Below are 14,748 nucleotides of genomic sequence, written 5' to 3'. Positions count from 1 at the left end.
AGAATAAAAAAAGAGCTGTTCCAAAAGCCATACATTGGCTAGGAACAGCTCTTTTTTGCGGTTTAGTGTGACTCAACAATGGTACGTCAGATCGTCTAGGTTTGTTAGCGCTTGATCACCCATTAGTTATTCTGTTTACGCAGTTGTACTACTCTTTATCGGGCGTGTGTGCAGCATTCTCGTAAAACTTACCATCCCGCAACTGATCGACGAATCCTTGGAGCCAGACGTAGTATTGCTCCGCATGTTGGAGTTTGTGCAGATCACGCAGCGCATCATCTCGATCTACGGAAGAGGTATGTTCCGAAAGGATCATGGCCGACAGGTCAGGAATGACCTCACGAATGCCTTCTAACATGACATCTACTTCCCGTTGGAGCTTGGCTCCGAAGAAATTCTGGAACGTACGATAAAAGTCAGTCTCAGCCAGATACTGATCCTGGCGCTCCTTCTTTTCCTCCAGTTTATAGATCATCTGTGATTCTGTAAGCGAACGAACCGCATAGCTCATGTTGCTCTTGCTCATATTCATCGAGTTTTTCATTTCTTCAAGTGTCATCGGTCGATCCTCAAAATACATGATGCCGTATAATTTGCCAAACGTATGATTAACCCCATATAGATCCATCGTATTGGCGATGGCCTCAATGACTCTCTCCCTCAGCGCATGCCGATCAGGTAACGAAGAATGATTCGGGTTCCCGGCGGTTTCTTTTCCCACAATGTCACCTCTGGTTTATGATAGCGTTCCCACTAGCTGCCTCATATTTTACATGACTTGCTCCAATTTTAACATAAGCCGGAATTAGAATTTTCAATACGAGTGTACAATCAATTTTGTACAGAAGAAGTATAAAGTCGATTATACTCAAAAATTCCCAATAATTAAAGAAAAATTGGACAGTAAGGAGTGGGGGATTTGCGTTTAAAACTATGGAGGGAGTCTGAGGCGGTCCTATTCACGCTGCCAGCTCTAATCCCATTGCTGATCTTCTGGCTGGGACCTCTGGGATATATCGTTTATCTCAGTTTCACCGACTGGGACTTCATGAGCCCGGACAAGTTGTTTGTTGGGTTGGACAATTACAGTTATCTGCTGACAAACTCTGAATTCTATCGATCACTGAAAGTCACCTTGTTATTCGGACTTGGAAGTGTAATCCCAACCATTGTGGGCGGATTGGCGCTTGCGATGCTCATGAATAGCAAAATCAAATCATCCGGCATCTTCCGGACATTACTCTTCTCACCTTGGGTCACCCCGACAGTTGCGGTGTCCATTGCGTGGTCCTGGATCTTCGAACCCGAAGTGGGACTCGCTAATCTGATGCTGGGCTGGGTTGGCGTATCTCCGATCGGCTGGTTGCGTGACGCGGACTGGGCGTTGGTTGCCGTTCTGATCGTCACGCTCTGGAAGTCGATAGGATGGGCAATGGTATTTTATCTCGTTGCGTTACGAAATCTGCCTTCCGATCTGCTCGAAGCAGCTTCAATCGATGGGGCAAACGGTTGGGACAAGTTCAGAAGTATTACATTGCCACTGATCTCACCAACGACATTTTTTCTCTCGATTATTCTTACCATCCAGTCCTTACAAGCCTATGACCAGATCAATGTCATGACGCAGGGTGGACCGGCGGGATCAACGAGAACGTTGCTGTACATGTATTACCAGTCTGCATTCGAATCCTTTAACGTAGGTGAAGCTTCGTCCATCGCCGTTGTGATCATTCTGATCTGCGTGTTGCTCTCGGGAGTATCCTTCCTGCTTGGCAGACGTCTGGTGCACTACTAATGACAATGACATTGCCCAACAAAAAGTCTAAACGGATGAAGCGCAAGGAGTTGCAGAACGTGTCACAACCGAATTTTAAAATAAGTAAATTGATCCGCTACCTTCTGTTAGCCATGATCGCGCTGGGTACAGCCTTTCCCTTCTATTGGATGGTCATTAGCGGATTCAAAACCAATGATGAGATCTGGCAGTTTCCGCCGACCTTCTGGCCGGAGACGTTCCTGTGGAGCAATTATGTGGATGCCTGGAATGCGGCACCATTTGCCCGTTACATCCTGAACAGTACCGGGGTGGCTTTAGCCATCTGTCTATTTCAGATCGTCAACTCCAGTATGATGGCGTACGCCCTGACACATATGAAATTCCGTCTCAAAGGTGTATTGACATCCCTGATTCTGGTGGGTTATATGATACCGAGTACGGCCGTGTATCTGCCTAGTTACCTGGTACTTAGCGAACTTAACCTGCTGGATTCCTACACCGGCTTGATTGTATCCAACTGTGTCAGCGTGTTCTCGATCTTTCTGATCCGGCAAGCGTTCATGCAGGTCTCTCATGAATTGGTGGAAGCCGGACAGCTGGACGGTGCATCCCACTTCCGGATTCTCTGGACAATTATCACGCCGCTTGTTCGCTCAAGCTTCGCCGTGATGGTGCTGATTACATTTATTGAACAGTACAACAACTACTTCTGGCCTATGCTCATCACCAAAGACCCTGACTTGCAGCTGGTATCGGCTGGTCTGCGCAGCTTCTTTGTAGAAGGTGGGGCATATGGACTGGCTTGGCCACAGATTATGGCTGCGAGTGCCTTCACCATCGCACCCCTACTTATTCTCTTCCTGTTCACCCAGAAGACCATCATGCAGAGCGTGAATATTACGGCTGGTGTGAACAAGAACTGATATGAATCACCATGCACCTAAAACGGGAGGAAAAACAATGAATTGGAGTAAGGCAAGCATGACATGGAAAAAGAGATTGAGGTTGAACTGGAAGGGTGGCATGTCGCTGGTACTTGCGACCAGCTTTGCACTGCTGACCGCTTGTGGAACACAAGCACCCGCAGAATCAGGCACGACGGCTGCTGCCAGTGGAACCGAAGCTCAGGCGAAAGATCCGGTGGAGATTGAGTTCTGGTATGGTCTGGGTGGTAATCTGGGCGATAACATGAAAAAGACGATTGATGCGTTCAACGCCTCCCAGAACGAAGTCGTTGTAAAAGGGATTGTACAAGCAGATTACACGGAAACGGAACAGAAGCTGCAAGCAGCAATTGCTTCCAAGAAGGTTCCAGCCGCTGTACTCAGCTCCAATATAGACTGGGCACGCAAAGGATATTATGCACCCATGGATGAGATGATTGCAGCTGATTCGAATTTTAAGAAAGATGATTTCATTCAGACATTCCTGAACCAAGGGCAGGTGGATGGAAAGCAATACTTTTTGCCAATGTACGGTACAACTCAGATCATGTACTACCGTATGGATACGTTCAAGGAGAACGGAATCGACCCAGCAACTCTGACGACATGGGAGAAGCTGGCTGAGGCGGCTGCGAAGATGAGCAAACAAGAAAATGGCAAGACCACCTTCTATGGTTGGGAACCGATGTGGGGTAGAGACAATATGATTGATGCCGTGCTGGGTAAGGGCGGACAGATTCTTAGCGACGATGGCAAAACCGTTATGATCGACTCTCCGGAATGGATCGAGACATGGGACTTGTTCCGTAAATGGATTAACGAAGACAAGATTATGGGCATTCATTATGGAGGTCAGGGCTGGGAGTACTGGTACAAAACGATTGATGATGTGATGAAAAATAAAGCAGCAGGTTATACCGGATCTAGTGGTGACCAAGGCGACTTGGACTTTAGCGTAGTCGCTGCGATGCAACAACCAGGCTGGGAAGGTATTGGTGAAGGAAAACCGGTAGCAAGTGCCATTTCGGCAGGTATTCCGTCAGCAGCGAGTCCAGAGCAACAACAGGCAGCTTATAAATGGCTTACGTATTTCTCTGAAACTTCGAACACAGCTTCATGGTCCATGAACACCGGATATATCGCAGTACGTCAATCGGCCCAACAAGATCCAGAGTTTATGAAATTCAGTGAGGAAAATCCACAGATCACCGTACCACTGCAACAGGCAGCTCACGCTTCGGCTCCCTTCCAGGATCCAACGGGTGGCAAGATCAATGATGCGTTGAAAGATGCAGCTGATCAGGTGCAGATCAATAATATGCCAGCGGAACAAGCGCTGAAGGAAGCGAAAGAGAAAGCACAGAAGGAACTGGATCGGGTAACGAAATAAGAAACGTATACAGGCAATTGACTCACGCGATAAGGGCGGTACATGCTGTACCGTCCTTTCCGTTCATACAAGATCGCAGACAAGGAGTTTAACCAATGCAAGATGAGATGTATGTGGACGGATTACCAAATCCGGTTGAAGCCGTTTTGTTTGACAAGGACGGGACATTGCTTGATTTTACGGGCATGTGGGGATTCTGGACCGATTGTGTGTTGAACGATTTCAGAGAACAGTTAGCGACCAGAGGACTCCGTATCGACACAGATGAATTCCCACAGATCTGGGGTACATTCCACGATGATCAAGGCCGAATGAATGGGTATGATGTGCGGGGCCCGCTTGCGATGGGCACGATGGATGAAGTGTATGCCGTGCTGACGTGGCATGGATATCGTGCGGGTCTCAGCTGGGCGGAATCCAAGATTATGGTCCGGGAGTGTTTGGCGCGAGCGGAGGAAGAGATGGAGCAGCATCGTCCGGCACGTCCGTTACCGGGAGTTCAAGAATTCCTTGAACAGTGCCGTAGCGAAGGTGTCGCTATGGGTGTCGTGACGGCAGATGATACACCCAGTGCAATTAAACATTTACAGTGGATGGGACTGGATTCCTTTTTTGACGTGGTGATTGGTACAGATCTGGTGGAGCGGGGCAAACCTTTTCCCGATATGCTACTGCTTGCCTGTGAACGGTTGGGTGTATCAGTGCAGCAAACCGTGGTCATTGGAGATACGGACGGAGACATGGAGATGGCACGAACCGCTGGTGCGGGGTACAGGATGGGCATTGGAGAACCGGGAAAAATCCGCTTGGCGGATAGAACGATTCAATCCTTCCATGAATTGCTGAATGGTGGGCTGAATCGATGACAAACAGTCACGCCTACTTGGGCTGGGTACTGTTGGCACTGGCCATCGGGCTGGAGCTGAGCGCTACCATTTTGCTGAAAGTATCGGATGGATTCTCGCGGTTATGGCCTTCGGTGTTGATGTTTGTCTGTTATGGAGCAAGCTTTACCTTTCTCAACTTTGCAGTGAAGTATATGCCGTTGGCTGTAGCCTATGCGATCTGGTCTGGCGTGGGCATTACGCTCATTGGTGTCGTGGGGCATTACTATTTTGGTGAACGTCTGCGGCTCACGTCGATGGTCTGGATCGGTTTTATTCTGATTGGTATTATTGGACTGAAATGGAGTGATTCCTGATGAGAAATGAACATACACCTGAGCAACCTATTGTTACCTTCCAGGTCATTACGGACACACATGTGCGAGATGAGGCAGACCATATTCATAACCGGCATCTGGACCAAGCATTAGCCGACATAGCTACATTCAGCCAGGGGAGCAGCGGGATTATGCATGTGGGCGATGTGACGGATCGAGGTCTGCCGAGTGAATATCGTGAGTTGCAGCGCATATGGAAGCAACATGCGGAGAGTTTGCCGGACATCCGGTACACGGTAGGTAATCATGATATTGGGGCCGTGGTATGGCAAGATCCGCCGATCGTTTTACTAGAGATGAAAGAGAACGAAGTAGCCGAGTTGTTGGAGCAGGAAGCAGATATGGAGCTGGTCATAAAACAAACGGCTGCTGAATCAGCTGCACTGATTGAGCAACTATCCGGCGGCACATATACGTTGTCTGCTGTAACTTCTGAGCAGGAGGGCCAAGACGGGGGACATATCTCTTCAGGAGTAGACCCCATTACAGTCGCAGGGTTATGGCAGCGTCGATTAAGTGATTTTGAAGGGACAACAGGCATGAGGGGCTCTTACCACGATCATTGGATTGATGGGTATCATTATATTTTCCTAGGCACCGAGCAACCTCACCCGAAGGATTGTGATATGTCGGCTGAACAATTGGAGTGGCTGGATGCGAAATTGTCTGAGCATGCAACACTAGATCATCCCATCTTCCTTTTCTTACACCAGCCGCTTATGGATACGGTAGCAGGATCGATGAAGGAACAAGGCTGGTATGGTGTGAATCAGGATGCGGAACTCAAGGCCCTTCTGGCCAATTACCCGCAAGTGATTCTCTTCTCCGGTCATACCCATTGGCAACTGGAAGCACAGCATACGATGTACGATGGTGCAGGCCACATGCCAACCATGTTCAATGCGTCGTCTGTAGGTTATCTATGGACGGATCAGGATGAACATCTGGAGGGCAGCGAAGGTCTTCATGTGGAGGTTTATAAGGATCGAGTGGTTGTAAAGGGGCGGAACTTTGTTGCGAGCGAATGGATTGAGGGTGCTGAGTTTACGGTAAGTTATCCTGTAAAAGGGTAGTTAAATACACATATTAGTTGAATAAGTAAATAAGACTATCGAGATATTCTCGATAGTCCCGATGAGTCGCTCAGAAGGGCGACTCTTTTATTAAGTTATTTAGTCCAAAAATCCATTTTTTCTAAGAGCCATTGCAGTGCTGATTTTTGCTCCGTTATAATGTGAGCTTCCGTTTGCATACCTGATTTGATCTGCTCCTGTTGACCAAGGGCATCTTTTAGTTGTATTGATTCGAGCGTGGCTTCCACTACGTAATAAGTAGATCCATCTTGAGAATTTACTAAAGCATCGCTACTAATAGACGATATTTTGCCAAGTACAGAACCGTACTCTTCTAGGGGGAAGGCGGCAAAATGAAAACGCACAGGATCTCCTTCATGTATTCTTCCAATATCTTGGTGATTCATAGAAATTTGAATGGAATAGATCGTATTATTTACGGGAACGACATCCATGACTTGCAATCCTTCCTGGATAAGCTGTCCTTCACCTACTTCATTTATGGTATTGATAACTCCTGAGGTAGGTGCTGTGGCCGTATAATTATCCAGATTGGAACGAATTGTATTAATTTGGCTATGGAGTTCCTTTGTCTGTGTTCTTAACTCATCAATGCTTCCTTGCAACTGAACGTATAAGTCAGATTCTTGTTTTTTTAGCGTTTGTTTTTGCACCAGTGCATCTGCTAGTTCTGTCTGTATCGTGTATCGCAATTCACTTTGATTAGTTTCCATCTGTAGCTTAATCGTTTTCAGTTTTTCTTTGGCAGCAGTAGCGGTCATTTCGTCACCGTCAAAGATAGCTCGTTTATAATCTTCCTGAATTTGCGTTTCAGTCAATGAATTCTGAGATACCTTTAGGCTATAGTTTTCATATCGTTCATATTCAACGGAACCAGTGGGTAGATAATTTCTCCCATAGTTAAGACTTTTGAGCAGGAGGCGTTTACTTGCAATGCTTTTATCTGTCTCAACCTGTTCAGCAGTCACCTTGGAAATATCCAATTCTAGCTTGTTCTGTACTGGATTATCATGGCTTAATAGAGCACCTGCTGTTTTGTTGGACTTTATATTCTCATTACCTGACGAAAGTGCTGTAGAGAGTTGTTCAAGTCCAACCAATCTCTGTTCTGCTTCTTTGTAATCATTTTGCAAACGAGTTTTGTCGCTTATAAGAGTACCTGTCTGAATAGAAAATAGCTTATCACCGGCCTGAACTCGTTGTCCCTGTTGTACATATATTTTTGAAACACTTCCTGTAGCCTTATTAACAATTTTGGATATCTTCTCGTTAGGTTTCACTACTCCGGGAGCTTTAACAACTACATCAATCTGAGCTTTCCAGCTCCAGATAAAAGCAATGACTAATATTAACGTAAGTAATATAAGAAACCAGCTAATAAATGCAGGTGATTTCTTTTCTAGCATTTCTCTGCTATCTATCAACTCTTCAGGATTCAGAAGTTTAAGACTCATACCATCGCCCCCGTGTGTTCCAACTTAGGCAGAGTACTACTCTCTTTTTGTCTAGTTTCTGTATCTATTCCGGGTAACTGATCTTTCCAAAGCTCATAATATCTCCCTCGCTGTTGTAACAATTGATCATGTGTTCCAGCTTCTACTACTGTACCTTTGTCCATTACAAAGATACGATCACAACGCATAACCGTACTCAAGCGGTGAGCAATAATGATCATCGTCATATCATCTAGGCTATGTATCGTATCTGATACGGCTTTTTCCGTGGTGGTATCCAGATTACTAGTTGCTTCATCCAAAATTAGAATGTCAGGCTTGGTAAGTAACGCACGCGCCAAAGCCAGTCGCTGACGCTGTCCTCCTGACAAATTGGATGCGTTCTCCTCAAGATTTGTCTGATAACGCATGGGCAATTGATTAATAAAATCATGAGCACTTGCTTGCTTAGTTGCCTCAATAATTTCATCCATTTCAATCTCCGATGTAGCTCCCATAGAAAGGTTATCTCTAATCGTACCGCTGAAGAAAAACGTTTGTTGTGGGATATAACTTATTTTCTGTCGAAGCGAATCGACAGATATGTCTTTTATATTATTTTCAGAAATCAACAGTTCTCCCTTTTCCGCCTCATAAAAGCGAAGTAATAGTTTAACTAGGGTTGTCTTACCAGAACCGCTCTCTCCTACTAGTGCAACCTTTTCTCCTCTGTCAACATGTAGAGATACACCATTCAGGATGGATTGTCTTGTTCCATAACGGAAATGTACGTCTTGGAAGTCAATGGATCCCTTCAGTGATGATGGTTTAATATTGCTTTCATCTGACTCTTTTTTTTCAGGTTCCAAATCCATAATTTCAGTTAACCGATCTGCTGCAACAACAGCCGTTTGTAGTGAAGATTGTAGGTTGATCAGGTTTAAAATAGGGTTTATAAAGTATGCAAGCAAAGCATTGAACGTAATCAGTTGTCCCATCGTTAATTGTCCCTTTAAGACTTCGTTAGCTCCAATCCAAAGGATAACAATCCCGCCGACGCCTTGAAGAGTTCCTTTTAAAGTAGCCTGAAGATTGTTGGAGTACCCAAACCTGAAAAGAGTACGTAGTAATTTTATGAATTTCTTTTCAGTTTCCAAATTGGCTTCTCTTTCAGCCTGATAAGCTTTAAGGGTCTCAATGCCATTGACTGATTCTACAATATATGAAGTAAGCATTGCGTTCTGTTCCATCTGTTCCCGATTTTGTCTCTCAAATGTGCGATGAAATCCCCAAACAATTGTCGCGTATAGTGGTATCATAATTGCCGTTATACCAAAGAGGAAGGAGTTCTGAGTATATAATATGATCCCACCTGCTATAACCATCAGAGAATCAATCATAATGGTTAGAGCAGCACTTGATATTGCGTCTCTAACCTTGGAAGCGTCCAGAAGTCGTGAGATGATCTCGCCTGTTTTACGGGTCTCGAAAAAGGAGAGAGGCAATCTCAAAACATGGTAGTAATATCCAAGAATTAAAGAGATATCGAGCTTCTGGCTTAAATACAATAGTAAGTGACTTCTAAAAGCATTTAATAATGTCTGCAATAATGTTAGAACAATGATACCAATTGAAATCCATTGCAAGGTCTGCTCTAACCTATAAGGGACAATGGAATCAAGTAAGAACTTGAAGTAAAATGCCCCCAGTATTCCTAGGGCCGTATATAACAATGACGCAAAAAAGATCCCCAGCAACATGCGTTTCTGTGGGAGTAATAGAGTGAAGAATCGTGATAAAGCACCTTGTGTTTCATCTTTCTTCTGAAATTGCGCGGTTGGAACCATAAAAATAAGGATGCCAGTCCAAATTTTAAAAAACTCTTCAGGACTATACTTTACAATCCCTTTTGCGGGGTCAGCTATAATTACTTTTTTCTTTGTGATTTTATGTATAACTACATAATGGAGAAGCTTCTGATCGATAACTACATGAGCGATACAAGGGAGTGGGAAGTCACTGAAGAAAGCTTCTGGGTTTCCTTTGACTCCTTTTGCGGAGAAGCCCATTTGTTCTGCTGCCTTTATGATACCTAATGCATTGGTTCCCTGTTTATCAGTACCTGCAACCTCACGTATACGAGTGAGAGGAGTTTTCAGACCATGATGGCGAGAAATCGTTGCTAAGCATGCTGCACCACAGTCTTTTTGGTCATACTGTTTTTGGATAGTGTATCTTTTAAATAACGACATGCTGACCTCCAAGAATAGTTAATCATGAATTTAATATTTCTTAGTAAATTAAAAGTTCTATTAGTTCTAAAGAAGTCCGCAAATTCTCGTCTATAATGGACATATTTAATCGGAATCAACTACATTCTTTATTTATATTATTTTTGAAATATAACTTATGTTTGGCTCAGAGTATTAAAGTGAATATATAGAATATTCTAAATTATAGGGAGAGTACATATCCAATAGTAGATATAGAATATAAATTTACTAATTATATAATTTATATGTGAATTAATACTGGATTGAGTTTGATAACTAATAAAAGATATCACTTAACAAGGGGTTTTGGTGATTATTTAAGAGTCATCATTGACGGAATGTAATTTTAGTATTAATTTAACAATTAATTTTTAAAAGGAGCTTATTACACATGAATAATGATTTTACTCAAATGTCTCTGTCTGATTTGGAGGATATTAATGGAGGAGGGATTATGGAAGATCTAGGTAAGTCTGTAGGGTATGGTATTGGATACGTTGCTCAAGGTGCTGTAGAGGGAGTTAAAGGTATAGGTTCAGCAGTTAAAGAATTCGTTAACCCGTGGAACTATATCAATTACGCAACTGGCGGTAGAAGATAATTTAAGAATAGATAGGAGGTAAAGATAAATGAATACACAATTTATGGAACTTAGTGCTGAAGAGATGTTACAAACAGATGGTGGCGGTTGGCTTTCGGATTTACTTGATACGGCAGAGAAAGCAAGTAAAAACACTTTTTTAAGAGGTGTAGCAGTTATAGAGCCAATTTGGGATTTCTCAAAAGGATTAACAAGCGGCATTGCTGATGGATGGAATAAAAGATAATTATTAATAAAGTAGCCTGATTACATATAATGTATGTAGTCAGGCTATTACTATAAAAGGTGGACTAGAGTAATGTATTCAGGCAAAGGTTATAATTTGAAAGAAATCGCTATTAAAATAGGATTGATACTATCAATACCAGCAGTTCTTTCCATTATCTCATTGACAGTACTGAAAGCTTGGGATATTACAAATGTAAATGATTCATTTGTATTTATAATTTTTCAAGTGATAGCATATGTAACTTTTCTTTCATTAAATAAAAGATTTAGATATTTTATATCTGGAATGTTGAATTTGAAAGTTAATACAAAACACACGGTAATCTATGTTGTTGCGGGGCTAGTGTTGTTTTCGATATCCTCACTCTTTCTCCTAGGATTTGGCATTGGATCGGATGACAGTCAAAGAGAAAATTTAAACTTAGATCAGCTAAGTCAAGCTATAAATTTGCAAAATATAATTATGGCTTTGGCAATAATAGCAGTCATCCCTTTTTACGAGGAGTTACTATTCAGAGGTTTACTGTTCACAACCATATATAATAAGTATGGATCCGCCTGGTCAATAATTATTTCTTCTTTAATTTTTGGTTTTTTGCACAGTGACTTATTTGTGCTGACTACAATCTATGGGTTCGTATTCAATTATATATTTCTTAAAACTAAATCATTGATTCCAGGTATAATGCTTCATATGATTTGGAATGCATTAGTTGTACTATTATGAGTTCACAAGAACAAAGTATTGAGGAGAAAAAAATGAAAAAAAGAAGTTATTACGGAGTTTTTTTATTTATAATTCCACTTATTAATCTTGTATATGTTTCTTTGAAAGAAAAAAAGTTGGCTGTTTTTTCTTTGATTGCATTCTTGGTTATAATTTCATTTATTCTTGTAGAGTTTCTAAAGCTCAGAAAATCCAGAAAATAATCAGTAGATCGTAAGTCAGGATCCTTGTGTACCAAGTTTATTGTTTAGCTAGGAACAGAGTACTCCTTATTAAAACTAGAGAATTGTAAAGTGCTCTCCCGTAATAGGGAGTTGCTGTTTCCCAAAGAAGGGATAAAAAAGAAACCTGCTTAACGGATATCCTGAAGCAGGTTTTGAATTATGAATTTCATTCATTCCAAATATATTTCGAGATTTTCTGCTTTAAAAAAGCCTTTTCAAATAACTACTTAAGCGTGATAGAACTTTTGTATAAAGCCTCCACGATCATTAACGCTACATTTCATATAGATTTTCTTCACAAAATTTCTAACTGTTCCCTCAGTGATCCCCAGTTTCTCACTTATATATAATGCCCCCTTATTCTGTAACCAAAGAGCAGCAACCTCACATTCTCTTGTGGTAAAACGGTATGTACTAAATAATGCTTGTATTCGATTCTGATCATTTAAATTCTTTTCTAGTTCGAATTCAATATAAGAGACAATGGAGGCAACTAGAGCAAATATACTATCGTAAACAAATGGCGTTGAACGAGAAAAGTTCAGAAAGGCTATAGTTTTCCCTTGAACTTTAATTGGACAGCAGAGACATAGCCATTCTTTGAAGGGAACCAATTGATGTTCGTCACCTTTAAGGAATATATTTCCTTCAGTTTCTAAAGCAATAGAAATTGCATTAACCCCTCCTGATTCCATTGCCATTGAGCTTCCTAACTTAACAACTAATGGTCTAAGACCATTATGGAGAGATTCTTCTCCGATAATATCTAATATAATTCCTTCTGAATCGGCCAGAAAAAAAAGATGTGAATAAAAAAGTTGTCCCTGTAACAAACCTATTTTAAATTTAAAAAGATCTAATATTTCTCTATTTAGGTATAGTTTCTCTTTCAATTCACTATGAGAAATTTGCATTTTCAGTTCAGTAGCTAAATTTGCTTTATAGTCTGCTTGCCAATCTAGCCATTGTTTTCGAGAGAAAGAAGACTTTGAACTCCAATTTTGTGGAATTACCAGTGGGGGATTTTTAATTAAATTCATATTGCTCATCCTTAATCATTAGTTAATAAATTATAACTATATGGTAAGATTTTCTTTAAGTCAAATTACCTACTAATTAGTAATTTTTTGGGCAAAAAGATTCAATATCTAGGGGCAGATTGAACTCCATAAATAATTATATAAAGTTCCACGTGAAACGTAGCAGGGGAGGCTAGAGTTGGGTAAAGTTGTAAATGGGTATGACTACAAACTATACTCAAATAAGTACACATGATATGCACGTACTCGTTAATTTAACCTATTTACGGAGAGGAAGTAGAAGCGGCATGAGAGAACTTCAGGTTCAAACGACATATGGTACCGTTCAAGGCGAACTTTTGCACGATGCAAGCGTATGGAAAGGCATTCCTTATGCGAAACCTCCAGTAGGTGAGCTGCGTTTCAAGGCTCCGGTACAGCCTGAGTCATGGGATGGAATCAGACAGGCCAATCAATTTGGACCTGAGAATATACAACCACGAAATCATCAACCAGAAGGCCAGACAGAAATTCCGAATGAGTCAGAAGATAGTCTATATCTGAACATCTGGGCACCTAAGGGAAAAAGAGCAACACCACTGCCGGTCATGGTATGGATTCACGGTGGATCCTTTGTAACAGGTTCAGGTAGCCAGCCGATGTATGATGGTACACAGTTAGCGGTTCGGGGGGACGTCATCGTTGTGACGATCAACTACCGATTAGGACCTTTGGGTTTCCTGCATATGGCTCCATTAGGTGATTCATATGTATCCAATGCAGGTCTGCTGGATCAGGTTGCGGCATTACAGTGGGTGAAGGATAATATCTCTGCTTTTGGTGGTAACCCGGATCAAGTTACGGTGTTCGGCGAATCAGCAGGTAGCATGAGTATTGCAGCACTGATGGCGATGCCAGCGGCCAAAGGACTGTTCCAACGTGCCATTATGGAGAGCGGTGCATCCCAGTTCATGCCGGCAGAGCAAGCATCAGCGTTGCGGGAAGGGATGTTAAAGATTCTTGGGGTGGACCGGGACAACCTGCAGAAGTTAAATACAATTCCTGTAGAGCAGATTATTGCAGCGGGTGAAACGGTCAAACAGCAGAGTGGTGCAGCCATGGCATTGTTGTTCCAACCTGTGTTGGATGGGAATACACTACCACAGATGCCACTTCAGGCAGTGAGTGAAGGCTCAGCGCAGGATATTCCGGTGCTGATTGGTACGACATTACACGAGGGTGCACTGTTCATCCAGCCACATGTGCCTTTTTCAAAAGAAATCGATATGGTTCAGGGCGTAGACTTTATGACGCCAGATCTGGAGAACCGGGTAGCCATCGCGGATAGTTATCCAAAAACGGCAGATGGACAAGCCCAAGTCATGACCGATATGTTCTTCTGGCGGTCAGCGTTGCAATATGCTGCGGCACAGCAGAAGTATGCTCCGGTGTGGATGTATCGATTTGATTGGGTGATGCCGGAACATCCCTTGTTAAAAAGAGCGATTCACAGCATCGAAATGTTCTTTGTGTTTAATACACTGCATGTCCTCAAATTCATGAATGCGGAGCCGGATGAAGCCACGGCGGCACTTGCCCTCAAGGTACAGGATGCCTGGATTTCCTTTGCCAAGAATGGCCAACCTGAAGTTCCAGGTGTGAACTGGCCTGAATATGAGCAGGATCGTGCGACACTAATCTTTAACCATGAGATTGAGGTTGTACATGATCCGGATGCAGCCAAGCGAGAGCTGTTAGGGTTATAATCCAGGCTGATTATTTGAATGGATACTTTGAATAACTGCTATGCGCCCGA

14 protein-coding genes are annotated in these 14,748 nt (G+C 42.6%); 10 read left to right on the top strand and 4 right to left on the bottom strand.

The annotated features are described in order from the left end of the window. Nucleotides 1-148 precede the first annotated feature (148 nt). A complete protein-coding gene (locus tag EL84_RS05135; protein WP_047840936.1) occupies nucleotides 149-721 on the bottom strand; it encodes a GbsR/MarR family transcriptional regulator in 573 nt (190 codons plus the stop codon). A gap of 198 nt (nucleotides 722-919) precedes the next feature. Here EL84_RS05135 and EL84_RS05130 point away from each other — a divergent pair, with 198 nt between their 5' ends. From EL84_RS05130 to EL84_RS05105, 6 genes are all read left to right on the top strand, one after another. After that, on the top strand, nucleotides 920-1,795 hold the full coding sequence (locus EL84_RS05130; RefSeq protein WP_036671737.1) for a carbohydrate ABC transporter permease: 876 nt from the start codon (nucleotides 920-922) through the stop codon (nucleotides 1,793-1,795). Nucleotides 1,796-1,908: 113 nt separating this feature from the next. Then, on the top strand, nucleotides 1,909-2,700 hold the full coding sequence (locus tag EL84_RS05125; RefSeq protein WP_235431493.1) for a carbohydrate ABC transporter permease: 792 nt from the start codon (nucleotides 1,909-1,911) through the stop codon (nucleotides 2,698-2,700). Between the two features lie 37 nt (nucleotides 2,701-2,737). Beyond that, nucleotides 2,738-4,111 (top strand): ABC transporter substrate-binding protein, encoded by a 1,374-nt coding sequence (locus EL84_RS05120; RefSeq protein ID WP_047840935.1) that lies wholly within the window; start codon nucleotides 2,738-2,740, stop codon nucleotides 4,109-4,111. A gap of 95 nt (nucleotides 4,112-4,206) precedes the next feature. Then, nucleotides 4,207-4,977 carry an HAD family hydrolase gene (locus tag EL84_RS05115; protein ID WP_047840934.1) on the top strand — a complete coding sequence of 257 codons (771 nt, stop codon included), beginning with the start codon at nucleotides 4,207-4,209 and terminating at the stop codon, nucleotides 4,975-4,977. Then, a complete protein-coding gene (locus EL84_RS05110) occupies nucleotides 4,974-5,312 on the top strand; it encodes a DMT family transporter (protein ID WP_051447260.1) in 339 nt (112 codons plus the stop codon). Before EL84_RS05115 ends, EL84_RS05110 begins: the two co-directional genes overlap by 4 nt. Then, a complete protein-coding gene (locus EL84_RS05105; RefSeq protein ID WP_047840933.1) occupies nucleotides 5,312-6,406 on the top strand; it encodes a metallophosphoesterase family protein in 1,095 nt (364 codons plus the stop codon). The genes EL84_RS05110 and EL84_RS05105 overlap by 1 nt, the downstream gene beginning before the upstream one ends. Before the next feature lie 95 nt (nucleotides 6,407-6,501). On the opposite strand, the gene EL84_RS05100 is transcribed toward EL84_RS05105, so the two are convergent. Together EL84_RS05100 and EL84_RS05095 are read right to left on the bottom strand one after the other, a co-directional pair. Further along, a complete protein-coding gene (locus EL84_RS05100) occupies nucleotides 6,502-7,881 on the bottom strand; it encodes an HlyD family efflux transporter periplasmic adaptor subunit (RefSeq protein ID WP_047840932.1) in 1,380 nt (459 codons plus the stop codon). Further along, a complete protein-coding gene (locus tag EL84_RS05095; protein WP_047840931.1) occupies nucleotides 7,878-10,112 on the bottom strand; it encodes a peptidase domain-containing ABC transporter in 2,235 nt (744 codons plus the stop codon). The genes EL84_RS05100 and EL84_RS05095 overlap by 4 nt, the downstream gene beginning before the upstream one ends. A gap of 412 nt (nucleotides 10,113-10,524) precedes the next feature. On the opposite strand from EL84_RS05095, the gene EL84_RS05090 reads away from it, so the two are divergent. The 3 genes from EL84_RS05090 to EL84_RS05080 all read left to right on the top strand — a co-directional run bounded on the left by EL84_RS05090 (nucleotide 10,525) and on the right by EL84_RS05080 (nucleotide 11,689). After that, nucleotides 10,525-10,734 carry a hypothetical protein gene (locus EL84_RS05090; protein ID WP_047840930.1) on the top strand — a complete coding sequence of 70 codons (210 nt, stop codon included), beginning with the start codon at nucleotides 10,525-10,527 and terminating at the stop codon, nucleotides 10,732-10,734. A 28-nt stretch (nucleotides 10,735-10,762) separates the two neighbouring features. Beyond that, nucleotides 10,763-10,960 (top strand): hypothetical protein, encoded by a 198-nt coding sequence (locus EL84_RS05085; protein WP_047840929.1) that lies wholly within the window; start codon nucleotides 10,763-10,765, stop codon nucleotides 10,958-10,960. A gap of 72 nt (nucleotides 10,961-11,032) precedes the next feature. Beyond that, nucleotides 11,033-11,689: a CPBP family intramembrane glutamic endopeptidase gene (locus EL84_RS05080; RefSeq protein ID WP_047840928.1), complete on the top strand. Its 657-nt coding sequence runs from the start codon at nucleotides 11,033-11,035 to the stop codon at nucleotides 11,687-11,689. A 451-nt stretch (nucleotides 11,690-12,140) separates the two neighbouring features. Here EL84_RS05080 and EL84_RS05075 read toward each other — a convergent pair whose 3' ends face one another. After that, complete coding sequence (locus EL84_RS05075; protein WP_047840927.1) at nucleotides 12,141-12,953, bottom strand: helix-turn-helix transcriptional regulator; 813 nt, start codon at nucleotides 12,951-12,953, stop codon at nucleotides 12,141-12,143. A gap of 287 nt (nucleotides 12,954-13,240) precedes the next feature. Between EL84_RS05075 and EL84_RS05070 the strand changes: the two genes are divergently transcribed. Then, nucleotides 13,241-14,698, top strand: a complete 1,458-nt coding sequence (locus EL84_RS05070) for a carboxylesterase/lipase family protein (protein WP_047840926.1) — start codon at nucleotides 13,241-13,243, stop codon at nucleotides 14,696-14,698. The last annotated feature ends 50 nt before the right edge of the window (nucleotides 14,699-14,748 follow it).

It is taken from the genome of Paenibacillus sp. VT-400 (genome assembly GCF_001029205.1).
GTDB lineage: Bacteria > Bacillota > Bacilli > Paenibacillales > Paenibacillaceae > Paenibacillus > Paenibacillus amylolyticus.
This window is presented reverse-complemented; position numbering and strand designations above follow the sequence as displayed.

Bases quoted from the DNA above. Each gene is read 5' to 3' on its own strand.
- EL84_RS05125 (WP_235431493.1), top strand. From the start codon at position 1,909: ATGATCGCGCTGGGTACAGCCTTTCCCTTCTATTGGATGGTCATTAGC.
- EL84_RS05120 (WP_047840935.1), top strand. From the start codon at position 2,738: ATGAATTGGAGTAAGGCAAGCATGACATGGAAAAAGAGATTGAGGTTG.
- EL84_RS05115 (WP_047840934.1), top strand. From the start codon at position 4,207: ATGCAAGATGAGATGTATGTGGACGGATTACCAAATCCGGTTGAAGCC.
- EL84_RS05110 (WP_051447260.1), top strand. From the start codon at position 4,974: ATGACAAACAGTCACGCCTACTTGGGCTGGGTACTGTTGGCACTGGCC.
- EL84_RS05105 (WP_047840933.1), top strand. From the start codon at position 5,312: ATGAGAAATGAACATACACCTGAGCAACCTATTGTTACCTTCCAGGTC.
- EL84_RS05100 (WP_047840932.1), bottom strand. From the start codon at position 7,881: ATGAGTCTTAAACTTCTGAATCCTGAAGAGTTGATAGATAGCAGAGAA.
- EL84_RS05095 (WP_047840931.1), bottom strand. From the start codon at position 10,112: ATGTCGTTATTTAAAAGATACACTATCCAAAAACAGTATGACCAAAAA.
- EL84_RS05090 (WP_047840930.1), top strand. From the start codon at position 10,525: ATGAATAATGATTTTACTCAAATGTCTCTGTCTGATTTGGAGGATATT.
- EL84_RS05085 (WP_047840929.1), top strand. From the start codon at position 10,763: ATGAATACACAATTTATGGAACTTAGTGCTGAAGAGATGTTACAAACA.
- EL84_RS05080 (WP_047840928.1), top strand. From the start codon at position 11,033: ATGTATTCAGGCAAAGGTTATAATTTGAAAGAAATCGCTATTAAAATA.
- EL84_RS05075 (WP_047840927.1), bottom strand. From the start codon at position 12,953: ATGAATTTAATTAAAAATCCCCCACTGGTAATTCCACAAAATTGGAGT.
- EL84_RS05070 (WP_047840926.1), top strand. From the start codon at position 13,241: ATGAGAGAACTTCAGGTTCAAACGACATATGGTACCGTTCAAGGCGAA.